12 protein-coding genes are annotated in these 16,415 nt (G+C 52.7%); 9 read left to right on the forward strand and 3 right to left on the reverse strand.

Annotated features, from left to right (window positions below; genetic code table 11):
• Nucleotides 1-30 precede the first annotated feature (30 nt).
• Nucleotides 31-681, reverse strand: coding sequence for a hypothetical protein (locus AACY98_RS11300; RefSeq protein WP_339805078.1), 651 nt, complete (start codon nucleotides 679-681; stop codon nucleotides 31-33).
• A 353-nt stretch (nucleotides 682-1,034) separates the two neighbouring features.
• On the opposite strand from AACY98_RS11300, the gene AACY98_RS11305 reads away from it, so the two are divergent.
• From AACY98_RS11305 to AACY98_RS11345, 9 genes are all read left to right on the forward strand, one after another.
• Nucleotides 1,035-2,318, forward strand: a complete 1,284-nt coding sequence (locus tag AACY98_RS11305) for a glutamate-5-semialdehyde dehydrogenase (protein WP_423817562.1) — start codon at nucleotides 1,035-1,037, stop codon at nucleotides 2,316-2,318.
• Nucleotides 2,319-2,361: 43 nt separating this feature from the next.
• Entirely contained in the window at nucleotides 2,362-3,951 is a 1,590-nt protein-coding gene (gene trkA, locus AACY98_RS11310) for a Trk system potassium transporter TrkA (RefSeq protein WP_339805082.1), read from the forward strand.
• Nucleotides 3,911-5,425, forward strand: a complete 1,515-nt coding sequence (locus tag AACY98_RS11315) for a TrkH family potassium uptake protein (RefSeq protein ID WP_339805084.1) — start codon at nucleotides 3,911-3,913, stop codon at nucleotides 5,423-5,425. Before trkA ends, AACY98_RS11315 begins: the two co-directional genes overlap by 41 nt.
• Before the next feature lie 125 nt (nucleotides 5,426-5,550).
• The gene (gene gshA, locus AACY98_RS11320; RefSeq protein ID WP_126980238.1) at nucleotides 5,551-6,843 is read left to right on the forward strand and encodes a glutamate--cysteine ligase; all 1,293 of its coding nucleotides are present in this window, start codon (nucleotides 5,551-5,553) and stop codon (nucleotides 6,841-6,843) included.
• A gap of 350 nt (nucleotides 6,844-7,193) precedes the next feature.
• On the forward strand, nucleotides 7,194-9,074 hold the full coding sequence (locus AACY98_RS11325; protein ID WP_339805086.1) for a potassium transporter Kup: 1,881 nt from the start codon (nucleotides 7,194-7,196) through the stop codon (nucleotides 9,072-9,074).
• A 382-nt stretch (nucleotides 9,075-9,456) separates the two neighbouring features.
• Nucleotides 9,457-10,143 (forward strand): hydrolase, encoded by a 687-nt coding sequence (locus AACY98_RS11330; RefSeq protein WP_126980340.1) that lies wholly within the window; start codon nucleotides 9,457-9,459, stop codon nucleotides 10,141-10,143.
• Between the two features lie 254 nt (nucleotides 10,144-10,397).
• Nucleotides 10,398-12,008, forward strand: coding sequence for an MFS transporter (locus tag AACY98_RS11335; protein WP_339805088.1), 1,611 nt, complete (start codon nucleotides 10,398-10,400; stop codon nucleotides 12,006-12,008).
• Nucleotides 12,009-12,098: 90 nt separating this feature from the next.
• Nucleotides 12,099-13,952, forward strand: coding sequence for an amidohydrolase (locus AACY98_RS11340; RefSeq protein ID WP_339805090.1), 1,854 nt, complete (start codon nucleotides 12,099-12,101; stop codon nucleotides 13,950-13,952).
• A gap of 111 nt (nucleotides 13,953-14,063) precedes the next feature.
• Nucleotides 14,064-14,309 (forward strand): hypothetical protein, encoded by a 246-nt coding sequence (locus tag AACY98_RS11345; protein WP_339805092.1) that lies wholly within the window; start codon nucleotides 14,064-14,066, stop codon nucleotides 14,307-14,309.
• Here AACY98_RS11345 and AACY98_RS11350 read toward each other — a convergent pair.
• Both AACY98_RS11350 and AACY98_RS11355 read right to left on the reverse strand, forming a co-directional pair.
• The gene (locus tag AACY98_RS11350) at nucleotides 14,306-15,526 is read right to left on the reverse strand and encodes a M20 aminoacylase family protein (protein ID WP_339805093.1); all 1,221 of its coding nucleotides are present in this window, start codon (nucleotides 15,524-15,526) and stop codon (nucleotides 14,306-14,308) included. The genes AACY98_RS11345 and AACY98_RS11350 overlap by 4 nt on opposite strands.
• The gene (locus AACY98_RS11355; protein ID WP_339805095.1) at nucleotides 15,523-16,410 is read right to left on the reverse strand and encodes an N-formylglutamate amidohydrolase; all 888 of its coding nucleotides are present in this window, start codon (nucleotides 16,408-16,410) and stop codon (nucleotides 15,523-15,525) included. The genes AACY98_RS11350 and AACY98_RS11355 overlap by 4 nt, the downstream gene beginning before the upstream one ends.
• Nucleotides 16,411-16,415 lie beyond the last annotated feature (5 nt).

Here is a 16,415-nt window from a genome sequence, read left to right on the forward strand (position 1 = left end):
GTGTGACGGCAACAGCGTTATTACGCGCTTTCACTTTTCATAATAAACAGTAATACGCCATTGGTTGTCGATTCCATGCGCCTGGCACCATTGTGGAAATGTACCTGTCCGGTTTTGGCGATAAGCTTCCCAGCCGTCGAATAGTTGTTGCAATTTCTGGTACTTGCATAACCAGAATGCATGCTCAGGCTGCTGATCAAACGGAGGACATAAAAGCTTGTGCGCCTGTTGTAATAATTCGCCGCATTCATCTTCTGGCCCGAGGAACAGCGATTCATTCAGATGGTGCATGGCAAAATCTGCCCCTTGCAGATGCAATGAAATGAGCTTTTGCCAGATTAACTCGTCCAGAGGATGCTCTTCAAGAATCTGCCGCATAGCCTCCCAATCGTATGTATCCAATGCCTGGTACCGATAGGCTGCCGCATGGGTCGGGGCATGCATGCGCAACACCGGGCGTAAAAACTCCGCCTTTAAAGGATGAGACATTAATTGGCGTGCACCCCTCCCCTCATAACTGATCTCCAGAATCTGCAATGCCAGCTCCAGTTGACGCTGCTCAGTTAAATACGTCACCTCCTTCAAAAACTGGCGCAAAACATGCAAAGCCTGCTGGCGCAGTCCCTGCTCCCTTAGCTCACAATAAGCTGCCAGCTTTTCCAGTTCGGGAGTTTGGTGCAAAAGCTCCGCAATTTCATGCAAAGATTCAAAATAATTTTTATTCCAGTAATACATCATGGTACAGATATTAATATGAAGTCTAATCCGCCATCCTGTTTTACATACCAAAGCGCCTGCTCTTGATCCCAACTTTGATAGTTGTCCAGCAGTGACTGATTTTTCTCACATAAAAGGACCAAATGTCCACACAAACCAGGAAACCGATTAGAATTTCAATTTAAGGGTGCATGGCATGAATTTCATTCAATTAACCGGTGTCATTGAATGAAAAACGAAACGCATCACCAACCTCGCCACATGCAATGATGCTGCCATACTTAGTTTTTTAGTTTTGACATCCGTATCTTAAAGCCTTGACTGCCATGAATCAAATTGAATCACTCATGCAAACGCTGGGGGTTCAGGCCAGAGTCGCCTCAACCCAAATGGCCATAGCCAGTATTGAACAGCGCAACCAGGTTTTGCTGACTCTGGCAACATTGCTGCGAGAACAGGTTGATCATCTTATCCATGCCAACCAGCCCGATATCCAACAGGCGCAAGCTGCGCATCTGGCGCCTCCCATGGTCGACCGCCTGCGCCTGACACCGGAAATCATTGAAACCCTGGCCACAGGCTGTGAACAACTGGCCAAAATGCCAGACCCCATTGGGCAGATGCTCAATGTCCACCAGCAACCCAGCGGGATTTCTGTCGGGCAGATGCGGGTTCCCCTGGGCGTATTCGGCATGATCTATGAAAGCCGTCCCAATGTCACCATTGAAGCGGCGAGCCTTTCCATTAAAAGCGGCAATTCGGCCATTTTGCGCGGCGGCTCGGAAGCCATGGCCTCCAACCAGGCCTTAATGGCCTTGGTTCATCAGGCACTTCAACAGGCCAATCTGCCTGAACATGGCGTGCAACTGGTGCCGACCACGGACCGCGAAGCGGTTGGTTATATGCTGACCATGCCACAATATATCGATGTGCTGATTCCACGCGGCGGGCGCAGCCTGATTGAACGCGTCAGCAAAGAGGCCAAAATGCCCGTGATCAAGCACCTGGATGGCAATTGCCATACTTATGTGGATGATCCGGTCGACATTGAAATGGCTTTGCGGGTTGTTGACAATGCCAAAACACAAAAATACAGCCCCTGCAATGCAACAGAAGGTCTGCTGATTGCACGCAGCATTGCCCCCGAATTTTTACCCCGCATTGTGCAGATTTTTGTCGCTAAAGGGGTTGAAATGCGCATCACACCTGAAGTTCACCAGTTGCTGATGAATACCCCAGGTGCAAAACTGGTTCCGGTGGCCGAAGATGAATGGACGGCAGAGTACCTCGCCCCTATCATCCGCATCAAACTGGTCAAAGGGGTGGATGAAGCCATCGCGCACATTAACCGCTTCAGCTCGCACCATACCGATGCCATATTGACCAGCAACCATGACCATGCCATGAAATTTGTCAGGGAAGTAGACTCTTCAAGCGTCATGGTCAATACCAGCACCCGTTTTGCAGATGGTTTTGAATATGGGCTGGGGGCTGAAATTGGTATTTCCACCGATAAATTTCATGCCCGCGGTCCGGTTGGGCTTGAAGGGCTGACCTCACTCAAGTGGGTTGTCATGGGGCATGGCGAAGTCCGGACCTGATTCCGGCTTATTGCTGCAACAATAACAAAGGAGAGCCACAACCGTGAACATCATCATTATCGGCGCTGGGCGCGTCGGTGAAAGTGTGGCTGAAAACCTGTTATCGGAAGATAATGAAATCACTGTCATTGACAATGACAGTGAGCGCCTGCGCAGCCTGCAGGAGCGCTTTGACCTGCGCGGCGTGCAAGGCAATGGCACTGAAATTGACGTTTTGATCGAAGCCGGCGCCAGAGACGCCGAACTGCTGATCTCCTGCGCCTCGCTGGAAGAAACCAACCTGGTTGCCTGCAAAATTGCGCAAATGGTGTTTAACATTCCTACACGCATTGCCCGTGTCAGGTCGTCACACCTGGACCATCAGGACACACTGCTGTCCAAAGACGGCTTTGCCGTTGACACGCTGATCTGCCCAGAAGAATCCCTGAGCCGCTATATTGCCAAACTGGTTGAATATCCGCAGGCTTTGCAGGTCCGCAATTTTGCCGAAGGGCTGGCCTGTCTGGTTTCGGTACGCGCACGTGCGGGTTCTCCACTGGTGCGCCACAGCATCAGCGAAGTCACCCAGATCATGCCCAATATCGCAATGCGGATTGTCGCGATTTACCGCCGGCTGTGGGACGGGCCAGACCAGTTGATCATGACCGACGGCAGCACCCGGATCGAACCGGATGACGAAGTATTCGTGCTGGCCGCCAAAGACCAGATCCCGGCCATTCTGAACGGGCTGCACCAGCTCCCCGGAACTGCTGCGCCCGCAGAGACAACAACGGCAACGGAAGAAACGGCTCCACTGGCTCCGGTCTCCAGTGTACGCCCGCAGCGCATCATGATCGCCGGAGGCGGGCGCGTTGGCGAACGGCTGGCCATGTACCTGGCCGCCAGCCCAATTAACCACAATCTCAAAGTCATTGAAAAAAACCCGGACCGCTGCATCACGCTGGCATCTAAACTGAAAGAATCGGTACTGGTTTTGCAGGGCAATGCCACCGATGAAGACCTGCTGGAATCTGAAAATGTCGCCAACATTGACCTGTTTTTATCTGTCACCCATGACGACGAAGACAACATCATGTCGGCACTGCTTGCCAAGCGCATGGGTGCCCGGCGTGTGCTGGCACTGATCAACCGGCGCAGTTACGCAGAGTTAATGCACAGCACCCAAATTGACATTGCACTCTCGCCAGCTCAAACCATGCTGGGCGAATTGCTGGCGCACGTGCGTAAAGGCGAGGTCATTGCCGTGCACAGCCTGCGCCGGGGCGTTGCCGAAGCGCTGGAAATTGTGGCGCGCGGCACCCGTAAAACATCCCGCGTGATCGGGCGCCAATTGGGCGACCTGAAACTTCCGGCGGGGGTTCAGGTCGGGTTGATCATCCGGGGGCTTTCAGATGGAACCGTCACACCGGACTCTACGCTGGCAACCGAGTCCGGCTTTGCCGACTCCACCCAAATACAGGATAATCCGCAGCAGACGGCGCAAACACTGGTTCAACTGCCCAATGCACAGGTCATCATTCCCAGCAGTCATACCGTCATTGAAAACAATGACCATATAGTCCTCTTCCTTCCCAGTAAACGGCTGATACGCGATGTGGAAAAACTCTTCAAGGTGGGCGCGACCTTCCTCTGACTCCTGGCAAAGCCTGTTTCCTGTTCTCAGGGTTTTGGGAATGGTGCAGGCTTTTTTCGGGATACTGATGCTTCTGCCTGCACTGACGGGCTGGAGCACGCGCCATGATGGCGTGGCCTATATTTTTCTCGGCTGCGCCGTGTTCACCATTGTCACCGGGCTGTGCCTGTGGCTCACCATGCGCAAACACCAGCGCGACCTGATTCCACGCGATGGCGTCCTGCTGGTACCGCTGACCTGGTCATGGCTGCCATTGTTTGCCAGCTTCCCCATTATGATTTCGCTCTATCATATTGGCCGCCCGATTGATTTTTCACATGCTTACTTTGAAGCCGTTTCCGGTCTGACCACTACCGGCAGCACCATCTTAACGGGTCTGGACACACTGCCTATTTCATTGAATTTCTGGCGAACGTTTCTTCAATGGCTCGGCGGCTTAGGCATCATCATTTTAGCGGTGGCGATTCTGCCATTACTGGGCGTAGGCGCCACACAGCTATTTCGTACAGAAATGGCCGGCCCGCTCAAGGAAAATAAACTCACACCACGCATTTCCACAACAGCAAAAGCGCTGTGGGGCATCTACGTTCTGCTCTCGGTTCTGTGCGCTTTGGCATACTGGGCAGCGGGCATGACCTTCCCGGACGCCATCATGCACATGTTCAGCACCGTCAGCCTGGGCGGGCTGACCTCGCACGACAAGAGTTTTGCCTACTTCAACAGCCCGCTTATCGAGTGCATTGCCATCATATTCATGCTGTTAGGCAGTTGCAGTTTTACCCTGTATTTCGTCTGCATCCGCCGCCGCTCACTCAAACGGCTGTGGCAAGACCCGGAAGCACGCGCTACGCTCACCGTTTTGTTGGGTAGCGGCCTGTTTGCATCATTCTGGTTATGGATCAAGGACACCTATCCGCTGATGGAAGCCCTGCGGCAAGGCATGTTCAATGTGATCTCCGTGGCTACGACCACCGGCTTTATGTCCACCGATTACACGCAATGGCCGGTGTTCATCCCCGTTCTGATGCTGCTGCTTTCCGGTGTTGCAACCGGTGCGGGCTCCACCGGGGGGGGCGTCAAAATGATCCGGCTGCTGATTCTGATTAAACAAACGCAACGGGAAATTCGGCGCATGGTGCACCCGCGTGCGGTACAACCTGTTACCATTGCCGGGCAGGTCATCAGCCAGCCGGTCATTTTTGCTGTGCTGGCATTCATGCTGGTATATGGCATGACCGTTATTGCTCTGAGCATGGTACTGCTGCTGACGGATATGGACATGGTCAGCGCTTTCAGTGCGATACTTGCCAGCGTACACTGTATGGGCGTTGGCTTTGGTGAAGTGGGGCCTGCTGGCAGTTTTGGCCATTTAAGCAATTTCCAGATCTGGATCTGCTCTCTGGCGATGCTGCTGGGACGCTTGGAAATGCTGTGTTTTTTAGCAGTTCTGATGCCCTCTTTCTGGCGCAGATGACGCTTTTACCCTTGAAAAACGCATTTTGTCCCTCAAGTGAGTAAAAAATTGCCCTTTTTTATTGACACATTCCTTACAATTACGACAGCAATCGCATTACTTTAGGTTAAAACAGGCAAATTGTTATGGTACCTCATCTTGTCACCGCCCTTACCGGTCCAATCAACGAGCTGGAACAACGCATTCTGGACTCCATGCCAGCCATTGAACGCTGGTTCCGTCTGGAATGGATGGAGCACACCCCGCCGTTTTACACTTCGGTAGACTTGCGCAATGCCGGTTTTAAACTGGCCCCGGTTGACACCAACCTGTTTCCTGGCGGGTTTAATAACCTGACCAATGAAATGATGCCGCTGGCAGCACAGGCAGCCATGGCCGCAGTGGAAAAAATCTGCCCGGAAGCCAAAAACCTGCTGTTGATTCCGGAAAACCATACCCGCAACGTTTTTTACTTACAGAACGTTCTGTGTTTAATGCGGATTTTCCGCTCTGCCGGACTGAATGTTCGCCTGGGTTCCCTCGATGAAAATATCAAGGAACCCACCACCCTGACCCTGCCAACCGGCGAAACCCTGACGCTGGAGCCGCTGGAACGCTCGCAGCGCCGTCTCGGTTTGAAGAACTTTGATCCCTGCACCATCGTTCTCAACAATGACCTGTCCGCCGGTATTCCGGCCGTATTGGAAAATCTGCACGAGCAGTTTTTGCTGCCTCCACTGCACGCAGGATGGGCCATACGACGTAAACACAACCACTTCCGGGCGTATGAAGAAGTGGCTAAAAAATTCTCCAAACTGCTGGGCATTGACCCCTGGCTGATCAACCCGTTGTACTCTTATTGCGGTGAAGTGGACTTCCAGGCCGAAGAAGGGCTGGAATGCCTGCGCTCCAATGTGGACATGCTGCTGTCGAAAATCCGCCGTAAATACAAAGAATACGGCATTCAGGAAAAGCCCTTTGTCGTTGTCAAAGCCGATGCCGGCACTTACGGCATGGGCATCATGACTGTACGCGACGTCAGAGAGCTGGACTCCCTGAACCGCCGCACACGCAACAAAATGAGCACCATTAAGGATGGCCAGACCGTCTCGGAGGTATTGATACAGGAAGGTGTTCTGACCTATGAACAGGTTAACGAAGCCGTTGCCGAGCCTGTGGTATATATGATTGACAGATACGTTGTCGGCGGGTTTTACCGGGTACATTCCAGCCGTGGTACCGATGAAAATCTGAATGCGCCAGGCGCCGGCTTTGTGCCGCTGGCGTTTGCCGAATCGCCCCATCTGCCGCAGCCAGGCATGAAGCCTGGTGCCAGCTCCCCCAACCGCTTTTACATGTACGGGGTCATTGGGCGCTTGGCCATGCTTGCCGCCAGTTACGAACTGGAGGCGACCGATCCGGAAGCCGAAGTATACTGACCCGGCTATTTTGCTATGCAAACAAAAGGAGATGCTGAGCATCTCCTTTTGTTTTTAAGCGGCCATACCACACCCCTGAAATACAACCGCGCCATCTCAGCGTGGCAATGCAAAACTGATCGGGCAGCGGTATTTTAATGAACGTGGTATTCTAGGCAAATATAACTGTTTTCCTCAGAGGCTCTCCCAACCATATGCCATATTGCCCTGTCAACCATGCAGCAGCACTGGCTTCAATCAAACTACAGTAGACATACAACCAGCAGCACCGGCTCATAAACGCCTACCCTTGTATCCAAGGCATATTTGGCAGCCGTATCGCGCCTGCATTTAATGGACACCCCACCCTTATGGCACAACCCTCTTCCCGCAATCGCATGGCGCTGTCTTTGGGTGCTTTAGGCATTGTTTATGGCGACATCGGTACCAGCCCGCTGTATGCATTGAAAGAGGTGTTTGTGCATGCGCACATTCCTCTGACTGAGCACAGTATTTTGGGCGTGCTGTCGCTGGTATTCTGGACACTGACAATCGTTGTTTCCCTGAAATATGTTTACCTGATCCTGAACAATGACAACCGCGGAGAAGGCGGGCTAATTGCCATGATGACGCTGGCCACCCAGGCCGTTCATGACAAGCCGCGTATCCGGCATGTCCTGTTACTGCTGGGCCTGTTCGGCACCGCATTGTTCTGTGGTGACGGCATCATTACACCTGCCGTATCGGTTCTGTCTGCCGTGGAAGGGCTGGAGCTGATTTCCCCCCATTTTCACCGCTATATCATTCCAATTACGCTGGTCATTCTGTTAGCGCTGTTTGCGGCGCAACGCAAAGGCACAGCAGGCATTGCCCGTTTTTTTGGCCCGGTCATGTTGCTGTGGTTTGTGGTTCTCGGAATTTTAGGGATATCGCAAATCATCCACGCCCCGCAGGTACTGCGGGCGCTCAACCCCCTTTACGCCCTTGAATTTTTTACGACATATACGACACTTGGTTTTCTGGCACTGGGTGCCGTTGTGCTCTGCGTCACCGGAGCGGAAGCCCTGTACGCCGATTTGGGGCATTTTGGCCGAACCCCCATCCGCATTGCCTGGTATGGCTGCGCCATGCCTGGCCTGCTTTTGAACTATTTTGGGCAAGGCGCTTATTTGATGTCGACAAAACCGGACCAGGTCGGCACCCCATTTTTCCAGATCGCCCCCTCCTGGGCACTGGTTCCACTGGTCTGCCTGGCCACAGTCGCCACCATCATTGCGTCCCAGGCACTGATTACAGGGGCATTCTCATGTATACGCCAGGCCATTCAACTGGGGTTTCTGCCACGGATGCGCATTATGCATACATCCATTTACCAGACCGGTCAGATCTATATCCCCGTTGTCAACTGGTCATTGTTTGCCGGCATTGTGGTTGTTGTCCTGTTCTTTAAATCATCGGGTAATCTGGCTGCCGCCTACGGTATTGCCGTCACGCTGCAAATGCTGATCACTACGCTGATGTCGTTTTTTGTCATCCGCTATGGTCGCCGTTATCCTTTATGGCTCTGTCTTGCTGCCACAGTCTTTTTCATCAGTATCGACCTGCTGTACTTCAGCTCCAATATCCTGAAGTTTACCGATGGTGGCTGGCTGCCTATTCTTGTGGCATCGCTGGTTAGCATGATCATGCTGACCTGGATGCATGGAAAACAATCTCTAAATCGGGCCCGCCTTCTCAATGCCATCCAGTTACCCCCCTTTCTGGATGCCATTTTTGCCAACCCGCCCTCCCGCGTGGAAGGTACTGCGGTCTTTATGAACAACGACCTTGGCACGGTACCGTTATCGCTGTTGCATAACCTCAAGCATAATAAAGTCATTCATGCCACCAACCTGTTTGTTTATGTTGATCTGCACGAGATCCCCTGGGTCGGGTTCAATGACCGTATCGAGTTAAAACCACTGGGCCATGATTGCTGGCAGGTCACGCTGAATTACGGCTTTAAAAACGAAGTCGATATTCCTGAAGCCCTGAAACTGCTGTCAGGCCGGGGCATTGATCTTGACCCGCTGCAGACATCTTACTTTTTCTCGCGTGAAAACATCGTATCCGCACTCGGAGGCCTCTGCCACATGATGCCCTGGCGAAAAAAGCTGTTTGCCACGTTGTACCGCAATGCTGAAGGCGCTGCGGACTTTTACAACATTCCGGCCAATCGGGTCATTGAACTGGGCAGCAAGGTTGAGATTTAAACATAAGGTGTAGGGCCAGCCCCTCACCTTGAGGCTTTCTGCGAGTCTGCACATTTGGCTGCCTCCAATCATTTTCAAAATGGACAGACTCCGCCGGGCCGCTTCAACTGTGCTCCCAGAATGGTCTATTACTCAAAACTACAAACGCCTTATTTTGCGCACTAGAATGAAATAATCCGATCCCGCAATAGGATTTGGGTTTTCAAAATGTTTGCTTTTAATGAAAGTATTTCTCTGCTGCTGTAATTTGTCGACAGGTTACATGCGCTGTGATGAACAAGTATTAATACACCACACCCATCTGACCTGACATCTGGGCCTGCTGTGCAGGATGCAGGCTAAAAACATCAGCTAAACCATGCTCACTGAAAAGGAACTTATGATGAGTAATGAAAAACTTCAGTTGTTAACCCCTAAAAACTGCCAAGTTATTTTTATTGACCAGCAGCCGCAAATGGCTTTTGGCGTGCAGTCCATGGACCGCCAGGTTTTGAAAAACAATACCGTTGGTTTGGCCAAGGGCGCTAAAATTTTTAATATCCCGACCATCATCACGACCGTTGAGTCTGAAAGCTTTTCCGGCTTTACCTACCCTGAGCTGCTGGATGTATTTCCCAAACAAAAGTTGCTGGAACGCACATCCATGAACTCCTGGGATGACCAGAAGGTACGCGATGCACTGGCCGCAAACAAACGCAAAAAAGTGGTTGTTTCGGGCTTATGGACAGAGGTGTGTAACAACAGCTTTGCGCTGTGTGCCATGCTCGAAGGCGGATACGAAATCTACATGGTTGCCGATGCTTCCGGCGGCACCACCAAAGAAGCACATGACTATGCCATGCAGCGCATGATTCAGGCCGGGGTTGTTCCTGTCACATGGCAGCAGGTTGTGCTTGAATGGCAACGTGACTGGGCCCACAAAGAAACCTATGACGCAGTGATGAATTTGGTCAAAGAACACTCCGGCGCCTATGGCATGGGCGTTGATTACGCTTATACCATGGTGCATAAGGCAGCTCAACGCACCAGCAGCAAACACGAAGTTTTGGCCCCAGTGCCCGCAAAATAATACGCTGAATTTATCTGTATTGGCGCTTGCCATGGCAGTCCTCTTGTCTGCCATGGCAAAAAGCCTGAAAAACTTCATTCTTGCGATACCGCTGCGCCAACACACTCCATCTCTCAATTGCATTTCTCACATTGGCAGCCTACACCAATCACAAGCAATCGCATGAAAATGCATCGTTATGTTACGATGTCTTCAACAACACGTCAGTTTGTGTCTGTTCATCGTATGCTATTCCATAATGAAAAGAGTATCTCATGAACGACCCCAAACACACCTCTTCCCAAGCAGGGCAGTCCTCTAAAAACCCATTTGCCTACAAAGCATTTGCTGTGCTGTGGGTAGCAACCGTTTTGTCGAATATCGGCACCTGGATGCACGATGTAGGGGCCGGCTGGTTGATGACCACCCTGTCCGACTCATCCCCGACCTGGGTCTCGCTTACCCAGGCAGCGACCGCTTTGCCGGTTTTTCTGCTGGCGCTTCCTGCAGGCGCGCTGGCCGATATTCTGAACCGGAAATACATGCTGCTGGTGGTTCAGTCTGTACTCATCTTTGTGGCTGCGGGGTTAGGCATCACGGTGGTACTGGGTATCACCACCCCCTTGCTGCTGCTGATGTTCACATTTCTCATGGGCATTGGCGCAGCCATGACGTCGCCTGTATGGCAGGCCATTGTCCCTAGCCTGGTGCCTCGTCCGGCCCTGCAACAGGCAGTAGCCATTAACAGTGTTGGCGTCAATATCAGCCGCGCCATTGGGCCGGTGCTGGCGGCCATCATTATCGGCGCTATCGGGCTGGCCGCTCCTTTTTTTGTAAATGCCTTAAGTTATGTCATCGTTGTTATTGCATTGCTCTGGTGGCGCCCTGCCGCAACAGGAAGCCACCACCTTCCTGCCGAGCATCTTCCGGGTGCGGTACAGGCCGGTTTGCGTTACGCACTGCACAGTGACCTGCTCAAAGCACCGCTGATCAAAGCCGCTGGTTTCTTTCTGTTTGCCAGCGCATACTGGGCACTGCTGCCATTGATTGCACGGCAGGTTCTGCAAGGCGGCGTGAATCTGTATGGCATTTTATTGGGGTGTATCGGTGTGGGTGCTGTTGCAGGCGCTTTTCTACTACCCACGTTACGTAAACATTTGAATGCCAATCAACTGGTGATGGCAGGCACCATAGGCACGGTTATTACCATGTGTGTTTTTGCCCTGGTTAAGCAGACATACATTACTGGTGCGGTCTGCCTTATTGCAGGTGCCTCATGGATCATGGTACTGACATCATTGAACAGCGCGGTACAGATCGCTTTACCCGAATGGGTACGCGCCCGCGGCCTGTCGGTTTTTGTCATGGTATTTTTTGGCTCGCAGACCTTAGGCAGCATCATCTGGGGGCAGGTGGCCTCTCATACCAGCATCCCGGCAGCACTGCTAATCGCCTCTGCAGGTGCAATCGTTGCGATGTTTGTAACATGGCCGTACCGGCTGCCGCAAAATGATGACATCAACCTTGCGCCATCCATGCACTGGCCGGCCCCTTTGGTGAATTTATCTGCCAATCATGACCGGGGGCCCGTTTTGATTACAATTGAATATAAAATTGACCCTGAAAAGGCTGCCGCATTTGTTTCTGCAATGGACAGGCTGCACAAAGAACGACGCCGTGATGGCGCATATGCATGGGGAATTTTTGAAGACGTGGCTCAACCTGGGCGTTATTTAGAATATTTCATTGTGGCCTCCTGGCTGGAACATCTGCGCCAGCACGAACGTGTCACCGAATATGATCGCGACATTCAGGAAGAAGCACTCGCCTTTCACACCGGGGAACAGCCCCCTGTGGTTTCTCATTTTCTTGCACCGGGCTCTTAACGCATTCCAAAATTTCGTACAACCATGTATGATTCACCCCGAAAATGAATGTGTGTCAATAACGCTTATACGGATACCTGAGAGGAAGACATGAAACCAGATCTTATTCTTGTAAATGGCCAATTCACGACACTGGACCGCAGCAACCCGGCTGCACAGGCCGTTGCCATTAAGGATAACGTCTTTTTTGCCGTAGGCACAGAGCAAGAGGTGCTGGAGTTCAAAGGCGAACATACGCGGGTCATCGACCTCGGCGGGCGGCGTGTCATTCCCGGACTGATCGACAGTCACCAGCATCTTATCCGGGGCGGGCTTAACTACAATATGGAGCTGCGCTGGGATGGCGTCACCTCTTTATCCGATGCCATGTCCATGCTGAAACGGCAGGTCGAGCATACGCCAGCGCCGCAATGGGTGCGTGTGGTGGGCGGTTTTACCGAACACCAGTTTGCCGAAAAACGCTTGCCAACCATCGATGAGCTGAATGCCATTGCACCGGACACACCGGTTTTTATTCTGCACCTGTACGACCGGGCCATTTTGAACCGTGCCGCGTTGCGCGTTGCCGGGTATACCAAAGACACACCCAACCCTCCCGGAGGGGAAATACAGCGCGATGTCAATGGCAACCCAACCGGGCTGCTACTGGCGCAGCCTAATGCCACCATTCTTTATGCCACGCTGGCCAAAGGCCCGAAACTGCCGCTCGAATACCAGTTGAACTCGACCAGACACTTTATGCGCGAACTGAACCGCCTGGGCATTACCGGGGTGATCGATGCCGGCGGTGGCTCGCAAAACTATCCTGATGACTATCAAGTCATCGAAAAACTCGCCGCCAATGGCGAGCTTACGGTACGCATTGCCTACAATCTGTTCACACAACACCCGGGCGCAGAGCTGGATGACTTTAAAGGCTGGGTCCAGTCCGTGACACCAGGTGATGGCGACAGCTATTACCGCCACAACGGGGCTGGTGAAATGCTGGTTTATTCTGCCGCTGATTTTGAAGACTTCCGCGTCCCCCGCCCTGAAATGCCGCAGAACATGGAGCAGGAGCTTGAGCCCGTGATTCGTGTACTGGCTGAAAACCGCTGGCCGTGGCGCTTGCACGCCACTTATGATGAAACCATTTCACGTGCTCTGGACGTTTACGAAAAAGTCAACAAGGATATCCCTTTTGACGGCCTGCACTGGTTCTTTGACCATGCCGAAACCATCAGCCAGCGCAACATTGACCGTATTGCCGCACTGGGCGGGGGCATTGCCATTCAGCACCGCATGGCTTATCAGGGCGAGTATTTTGTCGAGCGCTATGGTGTCAAAGCGGCTGAGGAAACACCGCCAATTGTCAAAATGCTGGAAGCCGGCGTGCCGGTCGGTGCCGGTACCGACGCCACCCGGGTCGCTTCTTACAACCCCTGGGTTGCCCTTTCATGGCTGGTGACTGGCCAGACACTGGGAGGCCTGAACCTGTATCCGCGGCGTAACTGCGTTGACCGCGAACAGGCGCTGCGCCTATGGACAAAGGCCAATGCGTGGTTTTCGGGTGAGGAAGGCAAAAAAGGGCAGATCAAAAAAGGACAGTATGCCGATCTCGCCGTTCTCTCGGATGATTACTTCAAACTGCCCGAAAATGAAATCAAGCAGATTGAATCTGTTCTCACACTGGTCGGCGGCAAAATCGTCTACGGTACAGACCACTTTGAATCACTGGCGCCGCCCCTGCCGGCTGCCATGCCGGACTGGTCCCCTGTACGCGAGTTTGGCGGCTATCAGCGTGCCAACACAGCCATGCAGAACAAAGTGTTTTCGTCGCTGTGCAGTTGTGCACGACAATGCAACCTGCATGGGCACGCCCATGCCAGCGCCTACAGCGAAGCGGTTTCTGCCGATAACCAGAAAGGATTCTGGGGCGCATTTGGTTGCAGTTGCTGGGTGTAAAACAAGTGTGTAAAAAAGCTGCTGACCAGGCAGCTTTTTAATTTAAAATCATGATAGAGACTTATCAACAAGCCACTTTTTCCATCTCATTTATGAGATAGGCATGATTTTATGACCAATAATGATAAACATCATTTCTTGATAGGGCTGGGATTTGTATTTTTTACGTTGTGTCTGCAGTGTCTTTATACAGGAGACCTGAGCTTTTCATCCGGCAGATGGCATTGGCTGGCTTCTATTTTCCCAGAAGAGATCGGCGGCGCAGCTTTATGCTATGGGCTAGTAGGCGCCGCCTTAGTTACCGGCGGACTGGCTGGCAAGTACATTGACAGGAAAAACACCAAAAACCGAAACTAGCCTCTCCCGTTACCCCTTTGAAAAAACGCCTGCGCCAGACGCACCCAGTAGGTGGCACCAATAGGCAGCAATGCATCGTTAAAATCATAATTGGGGTTGTGCAGTTCGCATGGCCCCATGCCTTCATAGGCAGCTTCACGGTGCTCACCACCGCCATTGCCAATAAACAGGTAGCAACCGGGCACTTTTTCCAAAAAGAACGAAAAGTCCTCTGCTCCGCTTAAACGTGGCGTATCACGATCCACCCGATCTTTGCCAAACACCTGCTCTGCGACAGAAGCCGCAAAGTCGGTCTGCGCATCCCAGTTCACCAGTACCGGATAAGCCCGCACAAAATCCAACGCCCCTGTACCGCCATGTACCTGCGGCAGTGTTTGAACCACCTGACGCATTCTGTCTTCAATCAGGTCTAGTGTTGGCGTATCAAATGTACGCACCGTGCCTTTAATCACCGCTTCATCAGGGATTACATTGAACGCATCGCCGGCATGAATCTGCGTCACAGACAGCACCGCACTGGCATCCGGGTTTTTATGCCGTGAAATTACCGTTTGCAGTGCCCCGACCATTTCTGCCGCTATGACAATGGGATCCACGGTTTTATGCGGCATGGCGGCATGTCCGCCAATGCCTTTGATGGTGATGGTAAAGCGGTTGCTTGAAGCCATCATGGCACCTTTGCGAAAATTCAGGGTACCCGCGGCAAGACCCGGCATATTGTGCATACCGTAAATCTCATCACAGGCGAAACGCTCCAGCAGACCATCCTCAATCATATAGCGTGCGCCAGCATTCCCGCCTTCTTCAGCCGGTTGGAAAATAAAATGGATGGTTCCGGCAAAATCACGGTGCCCGGCCAGATAATGCGCAGCACCCAGCAGCATGGTGGTGTGCCCGTCATGACCGCAGCCATGCATGCGCCCCTGTATCAGCGATTTGTGTGCAAAACGGTTGTATTCGGGCATTGGCAATGCATCCATATCTGCACGCAACCCCAGGGTGCGAGACCCCGCACCCTGGCTGCCACGCAACACGCCCACCAGGCCGGTCTGGCCAAGCCCGCGGTGCACTTCAATGCCCCATTTCTCCAGCAAAGCGGCGACCAGATCAGAGGTTCGCTGTTCTTCAAATGCCGTTTCAGGGTGTGCATGGATATCCCGCCGGATTTCAACCAGCCTGGGATGTTCGGTCTGTATTTCCGTGATCAGACTGCTCATTTAACCTGCTCCCTGATATAAGCAGCAATTTCCGTAGAAAGCGCTGTCAGATTGGCCTGCAATGTGCTGAAGCCGGCACTACGCTCCCGCGTTTGCTCATCCATATACAAGCCACGATGAATTTCAATCTGCAGGCTGTGCCGGTTTTCCGCCGGACGGCCCAGACGGGCAATCAGCGCAACCCCCTTGTATGGATCATTGATCGCTACCGTATACCCTTTGGCACGCAAAGACTGCGCCACCAGTTGGGTAAACTCCTCAGAGCACGTGGTCCCATCGCGATTACCCAGCACAAAATCAGCCAGTGTGTAATTCCCGCTCATTTCCAACCCTTCGTACGCGTTGGCAGGCATGGAATGCAGGTTCAAATGCCATACCGCACCGAACTGGGAGTAGGCACGCTCAATATGGTTGCGCAATGCCGCGTGGTAGGGCTGATAATACGTTTCAATTCTGGCCTGCACCTCTTTGGAAGTCAGCAAGCGGTCATAAATAGGGTGCCTTCCGTCATTGCCCGCAACTTTCCAGATCAGCCCAATACCCAGGCGGGATTTTTCTGTAGGGCATGCTTCTCCCGGCCACGCGTCAGACAACATGGTCACATCAATATCATCGGCATCGCGGTTGGGGTCAATATAGCTGCGTGGAAACTCTGCGGCCAGCAGCACGCCGCCCACATCCGGCAGCCCCTGCCACAATGCATGCACGTCGGTATCTTCGCCCGAGCGCAAAATATCAAACGGCACCGAAAACCCGAAGTCCGCCGGGTAACGTACCCCGCTGTGCGGAGAGTCGCAAACCAGCGGAATCGCATCCGCCTTGGGCAACGCCAGGACAAAAGGGGGAAACGGTGTCGGGGTGCTGGGGGTAACAGCTTCTGTCATAACGC

It is taken from the genome of Saezia sanguinis, assembly GCF_963921665.1.
Lineage (GTDB): Bacteria > Pseudomonadota > Gammaproteobacteria > Burkholderiales > Burkholderiaceae_C > Saezia > Saezia sanguinis.